The organism is Mesorhizobium sp. C268A (genome assembly GCF_040324475.1).
Taxonomy (GTDB): domain Bacteria; phylum Pseudomonadota; class Alphaproteobacteria; order Rhizobiales; family Rhizobiaceae; genus Mesorhizobium.
On record NZ_JAMYVX010000001.1, the window covers coordinates 2,540,768 to 2,559,396 of the forward strand.

At 59.4% G+C, this 18,629-nt stretch carries 23 protein-coding genes and 3 pseudogenes; 11 read left to right on the top strand and 15 right to left on the bottom strand.

The window, feature by feature from the left end; all coding sequences use genetic code 11:
- Positions 1-40: 40 nt before the first annotated feature.
- From NKL06_RS12305 to NKL06_RS12315, 3 genes are all read right to left on the bottom strand, one after another.
- A complete protein-coding gene (locus NKL06_RS12305; RefSeq protein WP_023672259.1) occupies positions 41-232 on the bottom strand; it encodes a hypothetical protein in 192 nt (63 codons plus the stop codon).
- A gap of 134 nt (positions 233-366) precedes the next feature.
- Positions 367-576 (bottom strand): hypothetical protein, encoded by a 210-nt coding sequence (locus NKL06_RS12310; RefSeq protein ID WP_023672260.1) that lies wholly within the window; start codon positions 574-576, stop codon positions 367-369.
- Positions 577-583: 7 nt separating this feature from the next.
- The gene (locus NKL06_RS12315; RefSeq protein ID WP_031210696.1) at positions 584-1,012 is read right to left on the bottom strand and encodes a hypothetical protein; all 429 of its coding nucleotides are present in this window, start codon (positions 1,010-1,012) and stop codon (positions 584-586) included.
- A gap of 338 nt (positions 1,013-1,350) precedes the next feature.
- On the opposite strand from NKL06_RS12315, the pseudogene NKL06_RS12320 reads away from it, so the two are divergent.
- Positions 1,351-2,392 (top strand): annotated as a pseudogene (locus NKL06_RS12320) (IS256 family transposase); the annotation flags it as partial.
- A gap of 575 nt (positions 2,393-2,967) precedes the next feature.
- Here NKL06_RS12320 and NKL06_RS12325 read toward each other — a convergent pair.
- The 3 genes and pseudogenes from NKL06_RS12325 to NKL06_RS12335 all read right to left on the bottom strand — a co-directional run.
- Positions 2,968-3,234: pseudogene (locus tag NKL06_RS12325) on the bottom strand (Crp/Fnr family transcriptional regulator); the annotation flags it as partial.
- Positions 3,203-3,403 carry a DUF1515 family protein gene (locus NKL06_RS12330; protein ID WP_023695071.1) on the bottom strand — a complete coding sequence of 67 codons (201 nt, stop codon included), beginning with the start codon at positions 3,401-3,403 and terminating at the stop codon, positions 3,203-3,205. The pseudogene NKL06_RS12325 and the gene NKL06_RS12330, both read right to left, overlap by 32 nt.
- Before the next feature lie 163 nt (positions 3,404-3,566).
- Entirely contained in the window at positions 3,567-3,665 is a 99-nt protein-coding gene (locus NKL06_RS12335) for a glycosyl hydrolase 108 family protein (RefSeq protein ID WP_084567771.1), read from the bottom strand.
- Positions 3,666-3,723: 58 nt separating this feature from the next.
- Between NKL06_RS12335 and NKL06_RS12340 the strand changes: the two genes are divergently transcribed.
- Entirely contained in the window at positions 3,724-3,960 is a 237-nt protein-coding gene (locus tag NKL06_RS12340) for a hypothetical protein (RefSeq protein WP_023695070.1), read from the top strand.
- 667 nt (positions 3,961-4,627) lie between these two features.
- Here the strand turns inward: NKL06_RS12340 and NKL06_RS12345 are convergent.
- Entirely contained in the window at positions 4,628-5,002 is a 375-nt protein-coding gene (locus NKL06_RS12345) for a VanZ family protein (RefSeq protein WP_245261419.1), read from the bottom strand.
- Between the two features lie 110 nt (positions 5,003-5,112).
- On the opposite strand from NKL06_RS12345, the gene NKL06_RS12350 reads away from it, so the two are divergent.
- Complete coding sequence (locus tag NKL06_RS12350; protein WP_023700062.1) at positions 5,113-6,309, top strand: IS256 family transposase; 1,197 nt, start codon at positions 5,113-5,115, stop codon at positions 6,307-6,309.
- Between the two features lie 767 nt (positions 6,310-7,076).
- Here NKL06_RS12350 and NKL06_RS12355 read toward each other — a convergent pair.
- Positions 7,077-7,319, bottom strand: a complete 243-nt coding sequence (locus NKL06_RS12355; RefSeq protein WP_156939206.1) for a hypothetical protein — start codon at positions 7,317-7,319, stop codon at positions 7,077-7,079.
- Between the two features lie 663 nt (positions 7,320-7,982).
- Entirely contained in the window at positions 7,983-8,216 is a 234-nt protein-coding gene (locus tag NKL06_RS12360; protein WP_050591009.1) for a hypothetical protein, read from the bottom strand.
- 721 nt (positions 8,217-8,937) lie between these two features.
- On the opposite strand from NKL06_RS12360, the gene NKL06_RS12365 reads away from it, so the two are divergent.
- A complete protein-coding gene (locus NKL06_RS12365; protein WP_280806378.1) occupies positions 8,938-9,153 on the top strand; it encodes a nuclear transport factor 2 family protein in 216 nt (71 codons plus the stop codon).
- Positions 9,154-9,221: 68 nt separating this feature from the next.
- Here NKL06_RS12365 and NKL06_RS12370 read toward each other — a convergent pair whose 3' ends face one another.
- Positions 9,222-9,431 (bottom strand): DUF3072 domain-containing protein, encoded by a 210-nt coding sequence (locus NKL06_RS12370; protein ID WP_031193277.1) that lies wholly within the window; start codon positions 9,429-9,431, stop codon positions 9,222-9,224.
- Positions 9,432-9,673: 242 nt separating this feature from the next.
- Here NKL06_RS12370 and NKL06_RS12375 point away from each other — a divergent pair, with 242 nt between their 5' ends.
- The 4 genes from NKL06_RS12375 to NKL06_RS12390 all read left to right on the top strand — a co-directional run bounded on the left by NKL06_RS12375 (position 9,674) and on the right by NKL06_RS12390 (position 11,737).
- Entirely contained in the window at positions 9,674-10,591 is a 918-nt protein-coding gene (locus NKL06_RS12375; protein WP_031210840.1) for an NADP-dependent oxidoreductase, read from the top strand.
- A gap of 204 nt (positions 10,592-10,795) precedes the next feature.
- On the top strand, positions 10,796-11,062 hold the full coding sequence (locus NKL06_RS12380; RefSeq protein WP_023695042.1) for a hypothetical protein: 267 nt from the start codon (positions 10,796-10,798) through the stop codon (positions 11,060-11,062).
- A complete protein-coding gene (locus NKL06_RS12385) occupies positions 11,059-11,268 on the top strand; it encodes a DUF982 domain-containing protein (protein WP_023695041.1) in 210 nt (69 codons plus the stop codon). The genes NKL06_RS12380 and NKL06_RS12385 overlap by 4 nt, the downstream gene beginning before the upstream one ends.
- Positions 11,269-11,410: 142 nt before the next feature.
- Positions 11,411-11,737: a PilZ domain-containing protein gene (locus NKL06_RS12390; RefSeq protein ID WP_084567769.1), complete on the top strand. Its 327-nt coding sequence runs from the start codon at positions 11,411-11,413 to the stop codon at positions 11,735-11,737.
- A gap of 397 nt (positions 11,738-12,134) precedes the next feature.
- Here NKL06_RS12390 and NKL06_RS12395 read toward each other — a convergent pair whose 3' ends face one another.
- Positions 12,135-12,881: a Crp/Fnr family transcriptional regulator gene (locus tag NKL06_RS12395; protein ID WP_023699539.1), complete on the bottom strand. Its 747-nt coding sequence runs from the start codon at positions 12,879-12,881 to the stop codon at positions 12,135-12,137.
- Between the two features lie 483 nt (positions 12,882-13,364).
- Here NKL06_RS12395 and NKL06_RS12400 point away from each other — a divergent pair, with 483 nt between their 5' ends.
- A complete protein-coding gene (locus NKL06_RS12400) occupies positions 13,365-13,775 on the top strand; it encodes a patatin-like phospholipase domain-containing protein (RefSeq protein ID WP_023695039.1) in 411 nt (136 codons plus the stop codon).
- Positions 13,776-14,144: 369 nt separating this feature from the next.
- Here the strand turns inward: NKL06_RS12400 and NKL06_RS12405 are convergent, their stop codons facing one another.
- From NKL06_RS12405 to NKL06_RS12415, 3 genes are all read right to left on the bottom strand, one after another.
- The gene (locus NKL06_RS12405; protein ID WP_502903744.1) at positions 14,145-15,335 is read right to left on the bottom strand and encodes a helix-turn-helix domain-containing protein; all 1,191 of its coding nucleotides are present in this window, start codon (positions 15,333-15,335) and stop codon (positions 14,145-14,147) included.
- Between the two features lie 138 nt (positions 15,336-15,473).
- Positions 15,474-16,073, bottom strand: a complete 600-nt coding sequence (locus NKL06_RS12410; RefSeq protein WP_023808480.1) for an SOS response-associated peptidase — start codon at positions 16,071-16,073, stop codon at positions 15,474-15,476.
- A 31-nt stretch (positions 16,074-16,104) separates the two neighbouring features.
- On the bottom strand, positions 16,105-16,314 hold the full coding sequence (locus tag NKL06_RS12415; protein WP_023695080.1) for a DUF982 domain-containing protein: 210 nt from the start codon (positions 16,312-16,314) through the stop codon (positions 16,105-16,107).
- Between the two features lie 166 nt (positions 16,315-16,480).
- Between NKL06_RS12415 and NKL06_RS12420 the strand changes: the two are divergent.
- Together NKL06_RS12420 and NKL06_RS12425 are read left to right on the top strand one after the other, a co-directional pair.
- Positions 16,481-17,359, top strand: a pseudogene (locus NKL06_RS12420) (IS256 family transposase).
- 482 nt (positions 17,360-17,841) lie between these two features.
- The gene (locus NKL06_RS12425; RefSeq protein ID WP_023692503.1) at positions 17,842-18,297 is read left to right on the top strand and encodes a hypothetical protein; all 456 of its coding nucleotides are present in this window, start codon (positions 17,842-17,844) and stop codon (positions 18,295-18,297) included.
- A 104-nt stretch (positions 18,298-18,401) separates the two neighbouring features.
- Here the strand turns inward: NKL06_RS12425 and NKL06_RS12430 are convergent, their stop codons facing one another.
- Complete coding sequence (locus tag NKL06_RS12430; RefSeq protein WP_023669673.1) at positions 18,402-18,611, bottom strand: DUF768 domain-containing protein; 210 nt, start codon at positions 18,609-18,611, stop codon at positions 18,402-18,404.
- Positions 18,612-18,629 lie beyond the last annotated feature (18 nt).

An 18,629-nucleotide genomic window follows, 5' to 3' on the forward strand; every position in this document is an offset into this window, starting at 1 on the left:
CACCGTCGCGGCCCTGAGGTTACCCAGCCGCAGGAGGGTCCTAAAGCCGCACAACCTTGTCGAGATGCAGGCGTATCCGCTGGCCTTCTGCGAAGGCCAGTGCGAACGATTCCAGGGCGAATGAGCGTGTAATTTCCTGGTCAGTTTCAATGATGCGGACGACCCATTCGCCACTGGCTCCGACCACTTCCACGCAAGGCGCGGCCTTGCAGATTGGCACCACGTTGCCCATCACGTCCTCCCTACGAAAAGCAATGGCGAGTCGACTTAAAACCGTCGTAGCCGGTAGATCAATAACAATTGCTTGTTCGGATCGGACGAACCAACCTGGATGGGCAATACGACCGGGGGCTAATGCCACTTCGGTCAGGCGAACCCTCCGGGGAACCTACCGTGAGATAGCCTCTGCTTCAGGTCGTTGGCATTCAGGATGGCGGCCAGCTCTTCGGCATACTCCATGTCGGGAAGGTCGACAGATGGGTGGCCCGCTACAATAGCCGGGAGCCCGGTGAACACGTCGAATACCGTCCACGTCCCATCCGGTTCCTGCCTTTCGTCGTACCGCAGAGTTGCCATGAGGGGATCATATAGTCACCCTTAGGTGTTGGGAATATTTGGTCCACGGAGGCTCGCGATCCGGAGCGCTGATTTCGCCGCTTTGAAGATTGCCGATCTCGTCGACAGAGATCAGGCCGCTCAATCTGCGATCGAACTTTATGGGATGGAAGCACCGACCGCCGTGGCGCACTGCGCTTTGGAGGCGCATTTCGACGGTGGACCAGATGACTACCGCTTTTGGTGCGATGTCTTCACCAACTGAGGCGACCAAATTGACGGAACTTTGCCGCAGCATCTTGTTCGGTCGCGCATGGCTAGAATAGCCGACCTTGGACCGCCTATCCCCGGCAAGCCACACCAACCGCAGGACTGTGACGAGGCATGCCCGATCTGCGGTCAGCAGGTCGACAAACGCGATTTCCGCCAGGTGATGTGGCACGAGCAACCAGATCACGATCCGCTTGAACTGGATCAGTGAGGCAGGAACAACTTGGCAGCCTTCAGGGCCACGTCACACTAGGAAGGAAAGCGCGGGCCGGACCCTTTGCCGCCGGCCGGCAGCGGTAAGGCATCCTCACGAGCGCTGCGGTGGACCAACTTTTCCATTTACGCGTTGTTCCTAATGCAAATGAAAGGTCGTGTCCCATCAGGTGGGTGTAGCTCGGCGGTAGCGAAGCCGCTCACGAGCGCGCCGTTAGTAGCGCTGTAGCCAGCGAGCGGGGTGTGGGTGGTCATCGGCGCTTTCCGGTTGGGTTTGGTTGTTGACGCCAACCCATTTCGGAAGGACCACCGATGACCGACGACATGATGAACCTGCGCACGCTCGTGGAGAAGACCCCGGATGCCGATCTGCTGCGGGAGATGATCGGCTTTGCCGCCGAGCGACTGATGGAAATGGAGGTGGGCGCGGCCACCGGCGCCAGCTATGGCGAGAAGAACCCGCTGCGGCTCGCCCAGCGCAATGGCTACCGCGACCGGGACTGGGAGACGCGGGCCGGCACGGTCGAGCTGCGCATCCCGAAGCTCAGGAAGGGAAGCTACTTCCCAGGTTTCCTCGAACCGCGCCGCATGGCCGAGGGCGCTAACCGCCGTCATCCAGGAAGCTTATGTGCAAGGCATCTCGACCCGGTCGGTTGACGACCTGGTCAAGGCCATGGGTATGAGAGGCATATCCAAGAGCCAGGTCTCGCGGCTGTGCGAGGAGATCGACGGGAAGGTGAAGGCCTTCCTCGAGCGGCCGATCGAGGGCGATTGGCCATACCTGTGGATCGACGCCACTTACCTGAAGGTCCGCCGCGGTGGGCGGATCGTCTCGGTCGCCGTTATCATCGCCGTCGGCGTCAACGCGGACGGCCGGCGCGAGGTACTGGGCATGGAGATTGGCACCTCGGAGGCCGAGCCGATCTGGACAGAGTTCCTGCGCAAGCTGACACGTCGCGGCCTGCGCGGCGTCAAGCTCGTCGTCTCCGATGCTCACGAAGGCCTCAAGGCGGCCGTCACCAAGGTGCTGTGCGCGACATGGCAGAGGTGCCGCGTCCACTTCATGAGGAACGTGCTGGCCCATGCCGGCAAGAGCGGCCGCAGGGTCGTCTCAGCCTTCATCGCCACCGCTTTCGCCCAGGAAACGCCCGAGGCCGCGTCCGTACAATGGCGCGCCGTCGCCGACCAGATCCGGCCGAAGGTGCCGAAGCTGGCGACAATCATGGACGACGCCGAGCCCGACGTGCTGGCCTACATGACCTTCCCCAAGGAACATCGCGCCAAGCTCCACTCGACGAATCCGATCGAACGTCTCAACGGCGAGATCAAGCGGCGCACCGAGGTGGTCGGAATCTCAGGCCGAAACGATTGTCAACCAGAGGCGCTGAGGGAGCTATACCTCACGTTTGGGTGTTGCTCTTGCGCAATAGCTAAGTCGGCAAACGAAAGAAGTCGCTCGGTTTTCAATAGCCGGGCGCTCTTGCTCATGGAACAATCAGACTCAGCGCGAGTTTGAATGCGAAGATGAGCAAAGATTACGCAATAGAATCATCCGTTTGTATCGAAATGGCTCGGTCGCTCCGATCATGTTTGGCGAGCGCTCATGCACCATTTCCGGGAGGAACTCGCCTCGGCACGGAGTGACAGTGTTTACTCCCGCCAGGACCGCATCAGATCCGAACAGCAAAAAGCCCCTGCCGTGGGGCTAGGGCTTGATGGGATGGCCCGCGCCTGCTTCCGAGGCTGCGCAGGCCATCCCATGACGAGTGAGGGACGCATCTTGGTCACCGGCACGGACCGCTGAAGAACGAGCCGGTTGTAGCGAAACAGCCTCAGAGCGGGAATGTTCCCGCCTGACGCAAAAACACCCGTGGCTCAGCCGGCGGGCTCTGTTGCAGGGGCACTGTGCACGGGGGGCGGCGTCTGCCGTCAATGCAGTTTGCCGACTAGCCGAGCGTATTCGGCTTCAGCCCTGCCATATGACCCATCAGCCAGCGCAATTAGACGCGCGCGATCAAGAATGACTACCTCTCCTCGCATTGAGCGTATCAGACCTTGGCCCTCCAAGGTTTGCAGCGCTATGGTGACGCCGGGCCGCCTGACACCGAGCATAACTGATAAGAATTCGTGCGTAATCGCAAAGCTGTTCCCGTCGACGCGATCATCACACATCACCAGCCATCTTGAGAGCCTGTCGACTATGCCGCCTGCTCGTCATCCGCCGCGCAGCACGCGCCAGATAGACCAACAGGGCGTAACTAAGCGAGGCGAGCGCCGCCGCTGCCATGCCAGTGACGCCCAATGCGCCGAGGCCCATCAACTTCCACCGGGTCACCTCGGCAGAGACCGCCTCCACCTCGGTCATGTTTTCGCTGAGCGATTCACCGCGTCTTCAGTCTCGGCAAAACGCTCCGCCAGCTTATCGGTCTTGGCGTACATCTTCGATTGGCTGGCGGCTGGGCGCTGCTCGGATTGCTCGTAAGAGAGCGCGACTGAAGCATCGCCGTCCTTTAATGTCGCGCCGAATCTCAGTTGCGTCTCGCTGAACGCCCTCCATGGACGCCCTTCATCGTTGGGCCACCAGGGTCTTTCTTGTTGTTTGAATAGCCGCCTTCGTGCGCGAGCACTTTGGCAGGCGCTTCTTTTCGCGCGAAATTGCCACCGTTTTAAAGCGGGAGGGTCGGGATGCAGGTTTTCGATGACATCGAGGCGCTGCTGGATGCGGGTGAAGCCTCGACAGCACTTAAGGAAGTGCTGGCGCTGGTGCATCAAATTGGGCGCGGGTCCAGTGTCTTGGCGGGCGCGATCGACGACCTCATTGTCGACCTGTCGACGCTATCATTGGCGCGCATGCTGGCTCGAAAAAGACTATTGAAGATCAAGTTGCTCGCACCTCGTCAGAGCGTCGGAGCGGCCAGCTAGAGATTGGTGGTCGCTACGAAAAACGTGTCGACCTGCTCGGTGCTCCGAGCGCATCGAAACCTCTCGCCATCATCGGTTCCGTACGGACGAAAGAGCCGCCTGACCCTGCGACCAGATGAAAGCTTGGACTTGCGGCAGACCGCAAGCAGTTGGAGCTTGAATTGCCGACACACTCTCAGGAACCGTTGCCGGGATCGCACTCCATTGGTCGTCGGCCCAGATCCGGCGCGCGTCGCTTAAGGTGCCGGTCGAATATGGCCAGCTTCGCTTCGTAGCCGATCCGCACTCTGGACCTGCAGCTATCGCAGCTGAAACCGGCAATCGTTTTCAGCCAGGATCCCCTTCTCACCATTGGGCACGAACAGGAGGGGCATTGGAATTCTATCGGTACGTCGCGCAGTTCATTTGATAGAGGCACTGTGCATGTTCTCCTCAGCGGCACGGCCACTGCAACAAAGTAGAAGGAGAAATGTTTCCGGCTTCGGCCATTTGCGCGAAAGAATCGGACCTAAGTCTAAATGGTGAGCGGCCTGAAACCCATTCGCCTTGCTATCGGCCTTTGCGTCGGAAATTGAACGGCAATAGCGAGGGTGATCGAAGGCGGCCCCGGGCGTGAGGCTGGCAAGTGGGGGCCAAGACGGCGGCGGTAAAGCGGAGCCTGTGGCGATCAAATAACCGGTTCGCCTAGAATCTCGTTCACCCAGCTCATAGTTCTCAGCCCGTATGCCATTCCGGCGCAGTCGGCAAACCAGTCGAAGACACTCATGTCACGCCCTGTGACGCATTGAAGGATTTCAATCGCTGCGCCCGTTAAAGCAAGTAGAACCGCCAGCCGGACCACCTGTTGGGGCCAGCCGAGGCTACCCAAAGCCGACAAGGTGGCGAACGCGGCGGCGTGGTTGAGCTTGTCGTGATGAGACGTAAAGGCCAATCCGAGGGCGTGCAGCAGGTGGTCTGGCAATAGCGCGAGCAGCAGGACGACTGCCAACGTGGAGAGAAAGGCAGCCCTTGCCATGCTCTGATGAAAGCTGGACTGCGGCAATCTATTCGCAGCACGGTAGTGTGCTGAGAGTTCTGCAAATTCGCTGAGAGAGGGCGGTCATGGCAGGCTGGTGATGTTCAACGTCACCGATTCCTGGAAGGAACGCCACCATGACCAAGACAGAAGGTAAATCGACCAGCGCTGCCGTCAAAGACATTCTGCTTTCGAACCCGGAGGGGCTGCACGAAGTGATCCGTGCGGTAATGCAGGAGGTTCTCGAGGCCGAGATGGAGGAGGCGCTGGGTGCTTCGAAGGGCGAACGCACGCCTGAGCGCCTTGGGTATCGCTCGGGTTACTACGGCCGCACCCTGGTCACCCGGGTGGGCAAGCTTGAGCTGCGGGTTCCACAGGACCGGGCGGGTCACTTCTCCACCGAGCTGTTCGAGCGCTACCAGCGTTCCGAGCGGGCCTTGGTGGCGACGCTGGCCGAGATGTATGTCCAGGGCGTGTCGACCCGCAAGGTCAAGGCGATCACGGAAGAGCTGTGCGGTCATGCGTTCTCGGCTTCGTCGATCTCGGCCATCAACAAGCGCTTGGACGAGAGCCTGAAGGCGTTTGCCGAACGACCGCTTCAGGAGCCATTCCCCTACCTCATTCTCGATGCCCGCTACGAGAAAGTGCGCGAAGCCGGCATCGTGATGAGCCAGGCGGTGCTGATCGCGGTCGGCATCGACTGGGACGGGCGCCGGCAGATCCTGGCCGTGGAGATGGCCAATCGCGAGAGCCGCTCGGCCTGGAAGGACTTCCTCGTCGGCTTGAAACGACGCGGTCTCAAGGGCGTCGAACTGGCCGTGTCCGACGACCATGCCGGCCTGGTCGCGGCGATCGGCGAGGTGATCCCGGAAGCAGCATGGCAGCGCTGCTACGTCCACTTCCTCAGGAACGCGCTCGATCACCTGCCCAGGAAGCACGGCGACGATTGTCTGCAGGAACTGCGCTGGCTCTACGACCGGCGCGATCTCGCCGAGGCCAAGGCCGATCTCGCCGCGTGGCTGTCCAAATGGTCCGCCCGCTACCCGCGGCTGACCACCTGGGCGGAAGAAGCCATAGAACAGACGCTGACTTTCTTCCGGCTGCCGCGTCAGCATCACAAGCACCTCAAGTCCACCAACATGCTTGAACGGCTCAACGAGGAAATCCGCCGGCGCACCTATGTCGTGCGCATCTTCCCGAACGCCGAAAGCTGCCTGCGCCTGGTCAGGGCGCTGGCCGTCGAAACCAACGAAAACTGGATGGAGGCCAACCGCTATATCAACATGGATGATCTGCGCGAGCACAAGAAGCTCGCTCTACGCCAAGCCGCATGACCAGTTTCATGATCGCCCATTTTGCAGAACTTGACGCACACAACCCGCAGCACTCCCGGTTCCTAGTTCTCGCTTCTCATACTGGTGCACTAGGAAGGGCTCCAACCTGCATCTGAGCTATGAGCGCGAACAACTGGCATGCTTAACAGGCCTCCTGATGTCATCAGGAAATGAAACAGCCTATGTCACTCTGGATGGTTCCATAGGGCGCTGCGAATGTCGCCCTCCATTGTGATGAGGCCGAGGGTTTCCTGCCGAAAAGGCGCGGCGGAATAGGCGAGCCGTTGGTACCGCTTGCGCCCAGGTGCGATGCGTATCGTGCTGGGCACGGCTGGGCTGGAGCGGAACTCTTTCCAGCCTTGGCCCGGCTGTCTTTTGCACCCTGATGTTGGGCAGCCGGGCCGACTCCCTTCTGAATTCAATTATCGTCGGCGTGGCGGCTAACAGACGAAACCGTTATTTAGTCTGGTCATCCCTGCCTTGGTGATCTCGCCTTTACAGATTCCAATCCTGGACGCTAAGCCAGCAGCGGCCACTCGCTGCTGTCCAATCAACAAGCCCCAAACATCAGGTCGCGCTTATAACAAAAAAGCCGGCCACCTTTCGGCAGCCGGCCAGTGCAAACAAGGAAGGGAACGTTGCACTGATGGGGCAGTGCACCGTCCGAAGCGTTTCCAGGCGACAATGTTCCACCGATGAGAGAACAAAGAAGGCTTCACCGCCAGCGCACATCCCCTTAGCCGCGCTGTGTTGCCGTCGCCTAGTGTCTAAAGGCCTTTGACCAGCCACGGATCGGTGTCGTATCCGAGGCGCGGCTTTTCCGGCGTTCCACCGGCCGGCAATTTGGCGGTTCCGGTCGGCCTGCAGTCCAGCTCGAGCACCTGCTTCTTGGCCGAGTGCTTCGTAGAGCAAAGGTTCGTGGCGTCACTCAGCACCACCTTCTTCTCCTTGGCAACAGCGACACCAGTCCCAGCGATCACGATCGCCGCGCAAAACACAGCAACTCTCATCATACTCCCCACGTTGTGCCTCCCCAAAAAGGCTGAGCCTGACGTTACGGCACATTTAAATTAGCGCAAGCGAATATTAGCTGCCTAGTCCCTTCACATCGGCTCTGGTCGCCTACCCTTGCTGCCGGCGCCTTGCGATACCGGCAGCGCGATATGGTAGGATGGGCGCATGCCTGCTCATGATCGGAGGGCCGATGTTCATGACTTGAGCTCGACATGGCAGAGGGCTGCAACCGTCAAGTTTCCCAAGTCGTCGTGGCGATGAACGATCGCGTCGAGGATCGCTTACCAAGCGGCGTTTACTAGGTTCCGCTGGTCTAGCCCTACGCGATCACACCATAACCACGTGATGACAAATCAGCCATGTGTGTGGCGCGGCGGGCCTGTTCCGCTTGTGGCCGGCGCCTACCCACCCGGGTTCCCCAACCATGGCGTCGGCCATTTTCGTTCTCTCAGCGATTATAAGCCTTTCCTATAGGCCTATGTGTTGGCTGGATGGTGAGATCGCTGTTAGATCGCCTCGTTCGTTTGGATGTTTCGCTGGCGTTGGCAGGAGGCGCATATGTTCGCCAGCCGGCGGATACCACACCGCCCCACCGGTCAGGCCCAGCGCGCCCGCTGCAAAGTCCCGCAGACGGCTGCTGGGCCGCTGGCGGGCAGCGGCTACTTGCTGACGATCCAATCCACCAAGCCAGTTTCGATCAGCTCGAACCAATCGTGCACCAGGGCCTTGGCTAAATCGCGCCATTGACACTCAGGCGTACGGGAGACGGCAACAGTAGAAGGGTCGGCATCTTCCCAGCCTCGCGCCACGTCATCGCGATGACGTTGACGAAGGCGCATCAGCAAGGTGGCCGTAGTGGCCGCTTGAGCGATATCTATGGGCGTTGCAACCATCGCAGCCTCCCTCAAAGCGATGGCAAACCCCTCACTAGTAAGCCCGCTCAGACTCTCTCTGCAATCAAAAAAGAGTTGTCCTCGCTCCCTGTTCTGTCATCGCAATGAAGGACGACATCTTCGAGCACCCGCAGCACACCTGTCGCACTGGAAAAAGCTGTAGGCGTTTATAGGTGCTTGGGGAATCCGCCGTTTGTTTGCGTTGTGGAGCGGGACAAAGCAAGTTACTCACGCAGGCTGGCTACCGTGAAGCGGGGCACCAGCCCGACTTCCACGCGTTGCCGTGGGAAGCTGAACATCAGGGCCGTCAAAGAAAGGCAAGGTGGACGCGACGGCGCTCGCTGAACGCATTCGGGCGCCGGCTGCGTTCGCGTTCACACCCGGCGCTATGTCGCTTCTAGGCCCGCTCTGTCGCTACTTTGTGCGCAGCATATTGTGGGAACTCTGCGGCCCACGCACTCAGTGGCTGACCAGAACGAGCGCATCATCGGCCTAACCGTTTAGGCTGTAGAATTTGTGTGTGCGCTCGTATCGAGATGCGGGTGATGTCGCAGCCGAAACGCGCTGCTTCCTTCTCGATCCGCCCCATCAGTTTGGCGCCGATACCAGCACTGCGCATCTCGGCGTCGATAACCACATGGTCGGCCTACGCCCACTTTCCGCCCATACCCGGTTTGCTGATAGAGCGGGTAGATAGCCGCGATCTCTTCGAGCTCCATGGCTGAGTGTCGATGCCTATGTCGGCGAGGTGATGAGTGCGGCCTTGCCGCCGAACACCAGCCCCAACTGGGCAGTCGCATCGCTCGACATTACGGGCGATGCAGCCACTGCGAAGGTCGAGGACGAATTTGGAACCACAAGGTTCACCGACTATCTTTCTCTGCTCAAAATCGCAGGAGAAATGAAGATCCTTAGCAAACTCTACCACCTTCACTAATACGACCGTCCAGATCAGAGGCCAAATACCGCAAAACTGGCCAACCTGTCGTAGGTCTCCCAGCGCCTTTAGAGCTTGAGCTCAGTCCTTAGCGCGTCGATTCGCTTCGAGGCCTCGGCTTTGCTTAGATCTTCGGCGTAGCTTCTGTCGTCGCCCGCCTGCTCACATAATGTTTTCAAGTAGGAAGCTTGCGACGGAGTCATTGGCTCGTCTCCCGTCGTCCATTCGTCAGGATCCTTGCTGATAGCTTCGCCTTTGGCTCGGGGTGTAGTTTGCATGACGCTCTCCATGTTGGGAACGGCACAACGTATTTGATCTGCTTTTGTTCCACATGCCTGAAGTGTCTGAGATTGCGATGGCAGGGGTGTTCACGAACGCAAGTTTACCCGTGCTGGAAGAATCCGACGAGATTGCTTAGCTTCCGCTCGCGGTCGCCAACGATGAACTCAACGCCAACTCTGCGCGAGACATCGAAGACCCTCCGCGCCCGCAATTCACCCCAACGGTGAGGAGACGCCCCATGAAAGCAATCGTAGCGACGGACCTGACTGCAGGAACGGCCGGGATGAAGTTGGTGGAGTTGCCCGAGCCTCGGGCGGCAATTAACGACGTGGTCGTACAGGTTCATGCGGCAGGATTCGTCAACACCGAACTGGAGTGGCCCTCGACGTGGGCCGACCGAGCCTTCCGTGACCGGACCTCTTCGATCCTCGGCCACGAACTGGCTGGTGTGGTCACTGCGCTCGGCTACGGCACTACGGGGCTTTCTATAGGTCAGCGGGTGTTCGGCCTCGCGGACTGGCATCGCGACGGCACCCTCGCCGAGTATGTTGCCATGGAGGCCCGTAACCTCGCGCCGCTGCCCGGCGATGTCGACTTTACGGTGGGCGCTAGCCTGCCGATCTCCGGCCTAACCGCATGGCAGGGGCTGTTCCAGCATGGCCGCATCAAGGCCGGGCAGAGCGTTCTCGCGCATGGCGCTGCCGGTGCCGTCGGTTCGATGGTGGCGCAGCTTGCCAGGGAGGCCGGAGCCTATGTGATCGGCACCGGGCGGGCCGCCGACCGCCAGAAAGCGCTCGACTTCGGTGCAAATGAATTCCTCGACCTCGCAAATGACACCCTTGAAGATGTCGGCGGCGTCAATCTGGTGTTCGATGTCATCGGCGGCGATGTCCAGAAGCGATCCGCAACGCTCGTCCGGGCCGGAGGTATCCTTGTCACAGTCGTCGGACCAACGGATATTCGACCTGCAGACGGCCTGGCGGTTGACTTCGTCGTCGAGGCTGATCGAGCCCAGCTTTCTGAGATAGTGCAGCGGATCCGCGATGGACGACTGCGGACGAACATCGGCAAGGTTTCGAGCTTGGATGATGCCATCGGCACCTTCAACTCAACGGACCGACGCGCGGGCAAGACCGTTGTCCGCGTTCGTCCGTGAGAACTTGGGAGAGAGGCGGGCCCTCGCTCCTTATGGTCGCGTCGGCAGCTGACACGGTGAGGTGCAAATCAGCGCCTGTCGCGGGATTAGCCATCGTAGGGCGGTGTTTGCGGGAACCTACTTTGTACGTTTCCGACTCTTGCCTTTTTCGGAAAGTGACCCACAGAATAGCTGATTGAGGTTCTATCTCTCTGGGAGGATGGGATGGACATTCAAGCACCTGTTCGGCCTACGCAGCAAACGGCCAAGGAGCTGGTCCGCGAGGTCCTGTTGGGCTCTCAACCCGGCGACATTATTTCCGTCAAAGCGACCATTGTAGCGGTCCGTGAGCGCGGCGGCGATCTTCTCGAAACTGACTGCCAGTTAGTCGAAATGATCGTCAAATCAGCCTCCGTTTGGGGACTGTTCATCGCCTTTGACGTTCGAGAGGCGGGATGCCCCACCGTTGGTTCAACCCTCCGGTTTATGTGAAGACTGAGCGCCCGGGGCTTCGCCTTGGTGTCAACCGGGTTGATGCCGCCGCCGAGGAGCTCCTAAAGTGGTCCAATCGTGGCCCCAAGTGGCGGCTGGCGGCCGAGGCTTGCCTATCTGCGATCGATGGCAAAATGCCGGGTAATGACTTCCGGCTGCTGTTCGAAGCCGCGGCCGATGAAGAGGAGATGCTGCTGCCGGATTAACAACGCTATACGACGAGCCCATTCGGGTCTGTTCGCGTTGCGAATTCACCGGCGCAACGGGCATTTATGCTGTCCGTCTCCGTCGTCAAACTTTAAAGTGAGACACTAACGAGCGACGACCTAGATGGACAGTTATTCGCCGGTGCGCGTACCATATAGGGCCGCGGGTGACCGATGGAGGTCACATGTTGATGAAGAGCATCGCCGCGAACGGAGGCAGCGGGTGCTGAAAGGCGCCTCAATCATCAGCGGAATCACAAACTCCGAGATCAGTTGCACCATTCGGAACCAAAACAGTGGCAGAGCTGAGCTCAAAGTCCCGGTGGAATCGCGTGTCCCTGAGCGGTTCGTGGTTTACGTGCCGACCGACGGCGTTGCCTACCAGGCAGTCCTGCGGTGGCGCAGGAACGACCGAATTGGGGTTCAATTTATAGGAACGTTGCCAAAGCCGCGTCTCCACTATGGCTGAGCTTGTGACCGGGATGCACAGACCGGGGAATTGGACACTATCCGGCGCTCGGCACGTGTTCCATGGCAGTCGCACTTTAGAGATTACCCCCCGGCGAAACTTCGCTTGAGGTCGACACGGTCAGAAGGCTTACAAAATCGCGGGAATATTCCCCGTCCAGATATTTAGCCGGAGCGCCCCACGCCTCGGCTGGTTGGCCAGTGAACGCGTCAAACACCGCTCAGGTTTCGTCGAGTCCCTCCTGAGGTCGTATCTTTGAGAAGCCATGCCGTCGCTAGGTAAGTCTGCGGTCCAGTTCTCAAGCGGTGATCGACATTCCTGTTGGAGTGCGGGTTCTACAGGAGATTCGGTTTTGAGGATCGCGAGGGCTCAACGGATCATGAGCGACCCAGCAGGATCAGAAACCGGCACCCGTCTGCGCAGCCCTTTGATGAAGATAGGTAGAGTCAAAATCTGCGGCGCGAACGAGCCCTGCCCAGTCGGTCGCATGAAAACGCGAGCCAACGGTGGATATCAGACCGTCGCGTCTAAGGTCCTGAAGCACTCGGTTCACGTGCACGGTAGAGAGGCCAAGTGCGTCGCCAAGTGCAGCCTGCGTTATGGGGAGATAGGCCACATGATCTTCAATGCGGCCTACCGAGCGAAGGCGAACAATGAGTTCGCAAAGAATGTGAGCCATACGCGAGTAGGCGTCGCGCCTACCGACGTTGGTGACCCACTCTCGATAGATCGCCGCATCGATCACCGTCGAGCGCCAAAACACTCTCGTTATCGAAGAGTGCTGGTCGCAAACGGCGCGAAGTTCGTCGTGCCGCATGAAGCCCACCCTAGCGGGCATGAGAGGGGTGAAAGTGCAATCCATGACCGACAAATGCAAACCATGCAGGTCGGGAATGTCGCCCGGAACAAAAAAGGAGGAGATTTGACGCTTCCCCTCCCCGGTTAGTTTGATCGACCCTATTAAGCCTTCAAGAACGACGAACGAAAGGCTCGGCTTATCGCCCTCGCGCAGAATGTCTTCGTTGGCCTGATATCTCTTCTCCTGAATCGAGATGTTCCCCAAGGTCGCAATGTCTGATTCTGCGAGTTCCGAGATGGCTTGGAGCTTGCGGATCAACATTTTGAAAGAATGATCATGTGCCATCAAGAACCTGTTCGTGTTTGCTCCCAACTTTTAGTTGGCGCTAATGTTCCCGCTGCCTAGAGGAGACGAAGGCCAATGGTCAGTGCGTCGATGATGCGCGCAAAGTTCAGCTGTCCTCAATCCTTTTCGCCTGCCGCAACCTGTTCGAAACGGCTGGATCACAACCTGCTTTCCACCGGATTAACGAGTGCTATTGCGCGCCAGGAACCTTAAGAGTTCGCAGCCGTTCAACTGTTGGGGCGCACGAAGCAGGCTTTCAATGTCATCGGGTTCCGTGCTGATCGTGGAGACGTCGAGAACTCTCTCCGGGAGGCCGGGTTCGAGGTGGTCGCCGGCTTAAAAGGGCCTTCAAGCGATTGCGACTTTCGATCGTGAGCCGGAGCGAGTTGTGGCTCTCCTGACAGATATCAGACTTGGGGACGGCCCAAGCGGGTGGGATGTGGCCCGGCACCTCCGAGGCGCCGATCCTACTATGCCAGTAATATGACAGCGTTGGTCGATGCCATGGCCTGCTACGCAATTGACCGACATCAAATCGACATCCTGTCTCTCGGCTGCGTTGAATTGGAGTTCGCCTTCACCAAGGACCAAATCGCCAAGGGCGGTATCAGGCACTGGCGCGAGATCATTTCTGCCGCCATGCGCCTGCAAAGCCAGAATGCACTGGGCCAAGCTGGGCTGCTGGTAGGACGAGACCGTCTACTACGCGTCGACGGAGCACCTATGAAGTCTAATCCGATCGACCTCGACGACTACACCGGTCCGCCGCAGAGTTACCTGTTATTGCTGCCTCACTGGTCAAGCAACATGAGGAACGGCTGGCCGCGCTTTTCGTTGCGCCGCGTCCACCTTACAAAGCGGTGTATGGGCCAAGGTCTCAGGACCCGTAAATAGCCACCTGTTCTTCGCACGATGTCGGCTTTCAGAAACCGCCTAAAGCGATCCCGATATTGAGCGCAATGGCCATCCGTTCTGATTAAGTCGTCTTGGCCAGCCGTGGTCTTCACTCGACCCCGCATGATGAGGTATGACCAAGAAGGATGTAGACTAAACCGGAAGAGACAAGGTGCAGGTGCAAGGCATTGAGAGAAATAGCAGGAACCGAACCAATCCACAGGAATATTTTGTTGGTATTTATGTTGGTAGCAGATGCGGCTAACATTCCCCTAGGTATCTGAAACCAAAACGGGATTTTCTTCACTTGAATTCCGCCTCTGGGCACCATCTCCCTAGGGGGTCCATTCCGGACACATAGGTTACGGTTTATATCGGAGACATGGGTAACACTTTTGGCCCGAAGGGGTTTTGGAGTGGTTCGAGCCTGCATGTCTCATCATCGAAGTAGCCCAAATCATAATCCATGAAGGAAGCCAGCCAGATATGGTCCTCGACCTGTTTGATGCCGACGGTCTGGCCGGCAAAGACGAGGCTGAGGTTGATCTTCTTGCGATTGTAGCAGATGCGGCCGCAGGTGGTGACGGTGACGGCCTTGTCGTGAAACGGATAATCGAGATCCGGCAGGCCGGCATAGATGCGCGGTGACGGCGTGTAGCGCTCGGCTGGACAGGCCATGTCGAGCGCCTGATGTGGGCGTTCTGAGTTGAACTCATTGATGAAGTCATCGAACCTGGCCTGCTGCTGCAGGAAATTGGCGCCAGCCGGTTTGGTGGTTTCCTTCTTGAGAGTCAGATGCATGCGCTCATGGCGCCCGTTCTGCTGCGGACAGCCCGGCTGGATGCGCTCGATGTCGATGCCCAGGCGCAGCCACCAGACCGACAGTTTGCTGAGATTGAACAGCGCGTTTGGGCTGGCAAAGGGAACGCCATTGTCGGTCCTGATGGCGCTGGGCAGGCCGAACTCTTTGAAAACGCTCTCGAACACCGTGAAGGCATAGGCTTCCTTGGTAGTCGACAACGCCTCGCAGGCGATGAGATAGCGGCTGGCGAAGTCGGTGATCGTCAGCGGATAGCAATAGCGCCGATCGGCGAGCATGAACTCGCCTTTGTAGTCGGCACACCACAGATCGTTGGGCCGATAGCCGTTTGAAAGTGGTGTTCCCATCGCCCTGTTGTTGCGCCTTCGCTTGCGGCGCTCGACCAGGCCATGGCGGTCGAGAACCGCATGCACCGTCGAGATCGCAGGCCGGTGAACGTCAGGATACAGCCGGGCCAACCGTTCGCGTATCTTTGGCGCACCCCAGGTCGGCTTGTCTTGCTTGAGGCGCACAATCAGCTTCTCGATTTGAAACGGAAGCTGATTGGCGTGGCGGTAGGGTCGGCGTGATCGATCCGTCAGCCCCTCAAGGCCACTGTCATTGTAGCGTGTGAGGATCTTGTAGCCGGTCTTGCGCGAGATATCGAACTCACGGCAAAGCACCGCCATCTTCTCGCCGTCCAGCAGCCGGGCAATGAACTTCAGCCGCTCTTCCATGACGTTACACTCCTTCCAAGGCACCTTGCTCTCCTTGCAAAGGGCCGAAAGTGTAACCCATGTCTCCGGAATGAACTGTCACCCATCTCTCGGGAAGGGCACTGAAGACACAAATGCTTGATCTCGGCCCGCCGACTGCGCCGGCAAGCCTGCGCAGCTGAATTATGAACTTTCGGGGCGCACGGTCTCCACGCCCAGCGAGCCGGCTGGAAGCGGCTGCAGCAGTTCGGCTTCCGGCTTCGTCAGACTGAGCCAAGCCGCCCAATCGCCGGGCCGAAGCACCACGACCTGCCGACTGTGATAGGGCGCAATATCCGGTCCGGGCTCGGTCGTCAGCATGGTGAAGGTTGGCGGCTTGTTGCCGGCAGCTTCACGCCAAAGCCCCGCGATGGCCATGAACGGCGAGCCGTTGAGCGTGAAGCGATGCTTGGCCTTCGGATACTTCGTGCCCGTGAACTCGAAGAAGGCGGATGCCGGCACGAGGCAGCGTTTGCTGCCGGCGAATTGCCGGCCTTCGGAGCGGAAGTTGAACACTGGTCCGCCTTTCGGGCCGGCCGGCGGAAATCCGAACGTCATCGACGTCAGTTCAACAACGCCGGTGTCGTCGGCGGCGCGCATGATCGGGGCTGGATCGTTGATGTAGATGTTATCAACCCGCGGCAGGTCAAGTTCGGTCTGATGGGTCGGGATCTCGAGTGCCAGCGACTCCAGCATCCGGCAATATTCCGCCCAGAGAATATGCTGCTCATAATCGTTGCACATGCAAGGCTCCGGACCGGGCCGCCAGTTTACCTCACGCAGCGCGGGCATAGTGCGGCTCTTTCAGGCCTTCGAGAACGCCGAGGCAGGCTTTGCGGGCGGCGACGTGATAGCGGCCCGTCTTCGCGGGCCAGCGGTTCATCAGGATGTCGGCGGCCTGCGCCACGCGCTCCACCTTGTAGATCGTGTTTCTGGACCTGCCGAGCGCCACCCGAACCGGCTCATCGAAATGCTGGTCTTGCATGCTTCGCCTCCCGAACGCGATCGCGAGTCAATTCGGCATGCACTGAAATGGTTCCAGAAACGAAAGAAGGTAGTGTGCTGAGAGTTCTGCAAATTCGCTGAGAGGGGGCGGTCATGGCAGGCTGGTGATTGTTCACGTCACCTGATTCCCGCGAAGGAACGCCACCATGACCAAGACTGAAGTTAAGACCGCCAGCGCTGCCGTCAAAGACATTTTGCTTTCGAACCCGGATGGATTGCACGAAGTGCTCCGTGCGGTGATGCAGGAGGTGCTTGAGGCCGAGATGGACGAGGCGCTGGGTGCCTCGAAGAGCGAGCGCACGCCCGAACGGCTTGGCTATCGCTCGGGCTATTACGGCCGTACCCTTGTGACGCGGGTCGGCAAGCTCGAGCTGCGGGTTCCGCAGGACCGGGCCGGGCGCTTCTCCACCGAGCTGTTCGAGCGCTACCAGCGTTCCGAGCGGGCCTTGGTGGCGACACTGGCGGAGATGTATGTCCAGGGCGTGTCGACCCGCAAGGTGAAGGCGATCACGGAAGAACTGTGCGGCCATGCCTTCTCGGCCTCGTCGATCTCGGCCACCAACAAGCGGCTGGACGAGAGCCTCGCTGCCTTTGCCAGGCGCCCCCTTCAAGAGCCGTTTCCTTACCTCATCCTCGATGCGCGCTACGAGAAGGTGCGTGAAGCCGGTGTTGTCATGAGCCAGGCGGTGCTGATCGCGGTCGGTATCGACTGGGACGGAAGGCGCCAGATCCTGGCCGTGGAGATGGCCAATCGCGAGAGCCGCTCGGCCTGAACCCTGACCTTCTTCAGGCTGCCGAGACAGCACCACAAGCATCTCAAATCCACCAACATGCTGGAGCGGCTCAACGAGGAAATCCGCCGGCGCACCTATGTCGTGCGCATCTTCCCCAACACCGAAAGCTGCCTGCGCCTGGTCAGGGCCTTGGCCGTCGAGACCAATGAAAACTGGATGGAGGCCAACCGATACATCAATATGGACGACCTGCGCGAGCACAAGAAGCTCGCTCTGCGCCAAGCCGCATGACCAGCATCATGGCCGCCCCATTTTGCAGAACTTGACGCACACAAGCCGAAAGAAGCCCGCCGGCCTGAGCCAGCGGGCTTTCTGTTGATTAGCAAGTCTCGCGCTCAGTGGAGCTCTATATCAAGTCTCGTCAGTGGATGGCGGAACGTCAATGGTTCCGCCGCCACCTGACGTAGGCGAAGCAACATGCGCCGCAAGTTTGCCCTTCCGGTGCAGGACCGGCTTTTCGTATACTTTTTTCATTGAAATATGCCCCAAGGCCAAACGCCCGGCGCAACCCACGCCTCCATCAGCCCAATGTCAAGCAAATACGAAAACCGGCGCAACGCGAATGACAGGCTTGCCGCGATAGGAGATGGCGGCGTCCAACATTTGCCGCCCAATGAAATCACTTTGCGCGCATCGGCCAAATGACGGATTTGATTTGCTTGGTGATCCCCTCTCCCTGGGGCAAACTGCCTGCCGGGGCTGCAGGAGGAGAAATGCGAGCACGCGCAGCTACGATCGGCGACCTCGAAAGTGTTTTCCGGGATTTGTCCACGCGGATGTCGGACGAGTATGTGGCCGCCGGCAAGGACAGCAAGGTCGCCTACGACAATCTGATGATGAATTTGAAGGAAGGCCGAGCGCACGCGCTGGTCGAGGGCGACAAGGTGGCGATCGTCGCCTGGCACGAGAACAGCGACGCCGCCGACACGCTGTTTGCCGCGCAGGAGGGTTTCTTCAGCGCCGCGACGGTCCGCTTCTGCAGGCGCCACATCCGCCACATTCAGGCGCTGGCCGGCAACCTTCCCATCCACTCGCGCAGCTGGCTGCAGCGGGCCGACGTCGGCAAATGGTTCCGTGTCATCGGTTATGTCGAACGCGGCCGAGAGAACGGCGCCACTGTGTTCGAATTGCCGCCGGCACGGGGAGCGTCAGCTGCGCGGGCTGCCTAGGGCTGCGCACCCACGGATGCCATCACGGAAAAGCCCCCCGCCAAGATGGCGATGGGCCAATATCGCCTGCAATGGCCTCATATCGGGGGCTCAGATGTCGGGGCTCAGATATCGGGCTGATCCAGCGCCTCGAAAATCACCCGTTCCAGCGGACCGAGATCCTCTTCGATCTCGCTGACCTCAAGGCCTAAATGCCGAGCATCCAGGGCAGCTCGCGTGGTTAGGGTTCGAGCCGTTGCCTTGTCGGCAGGCAGTTCGCCCGGCAGGTGCTCGTGGATCCAGCCCTGCAGGAAATCAACGCCGCGCTCGCTCATCGATTTATCCCTTCCCTT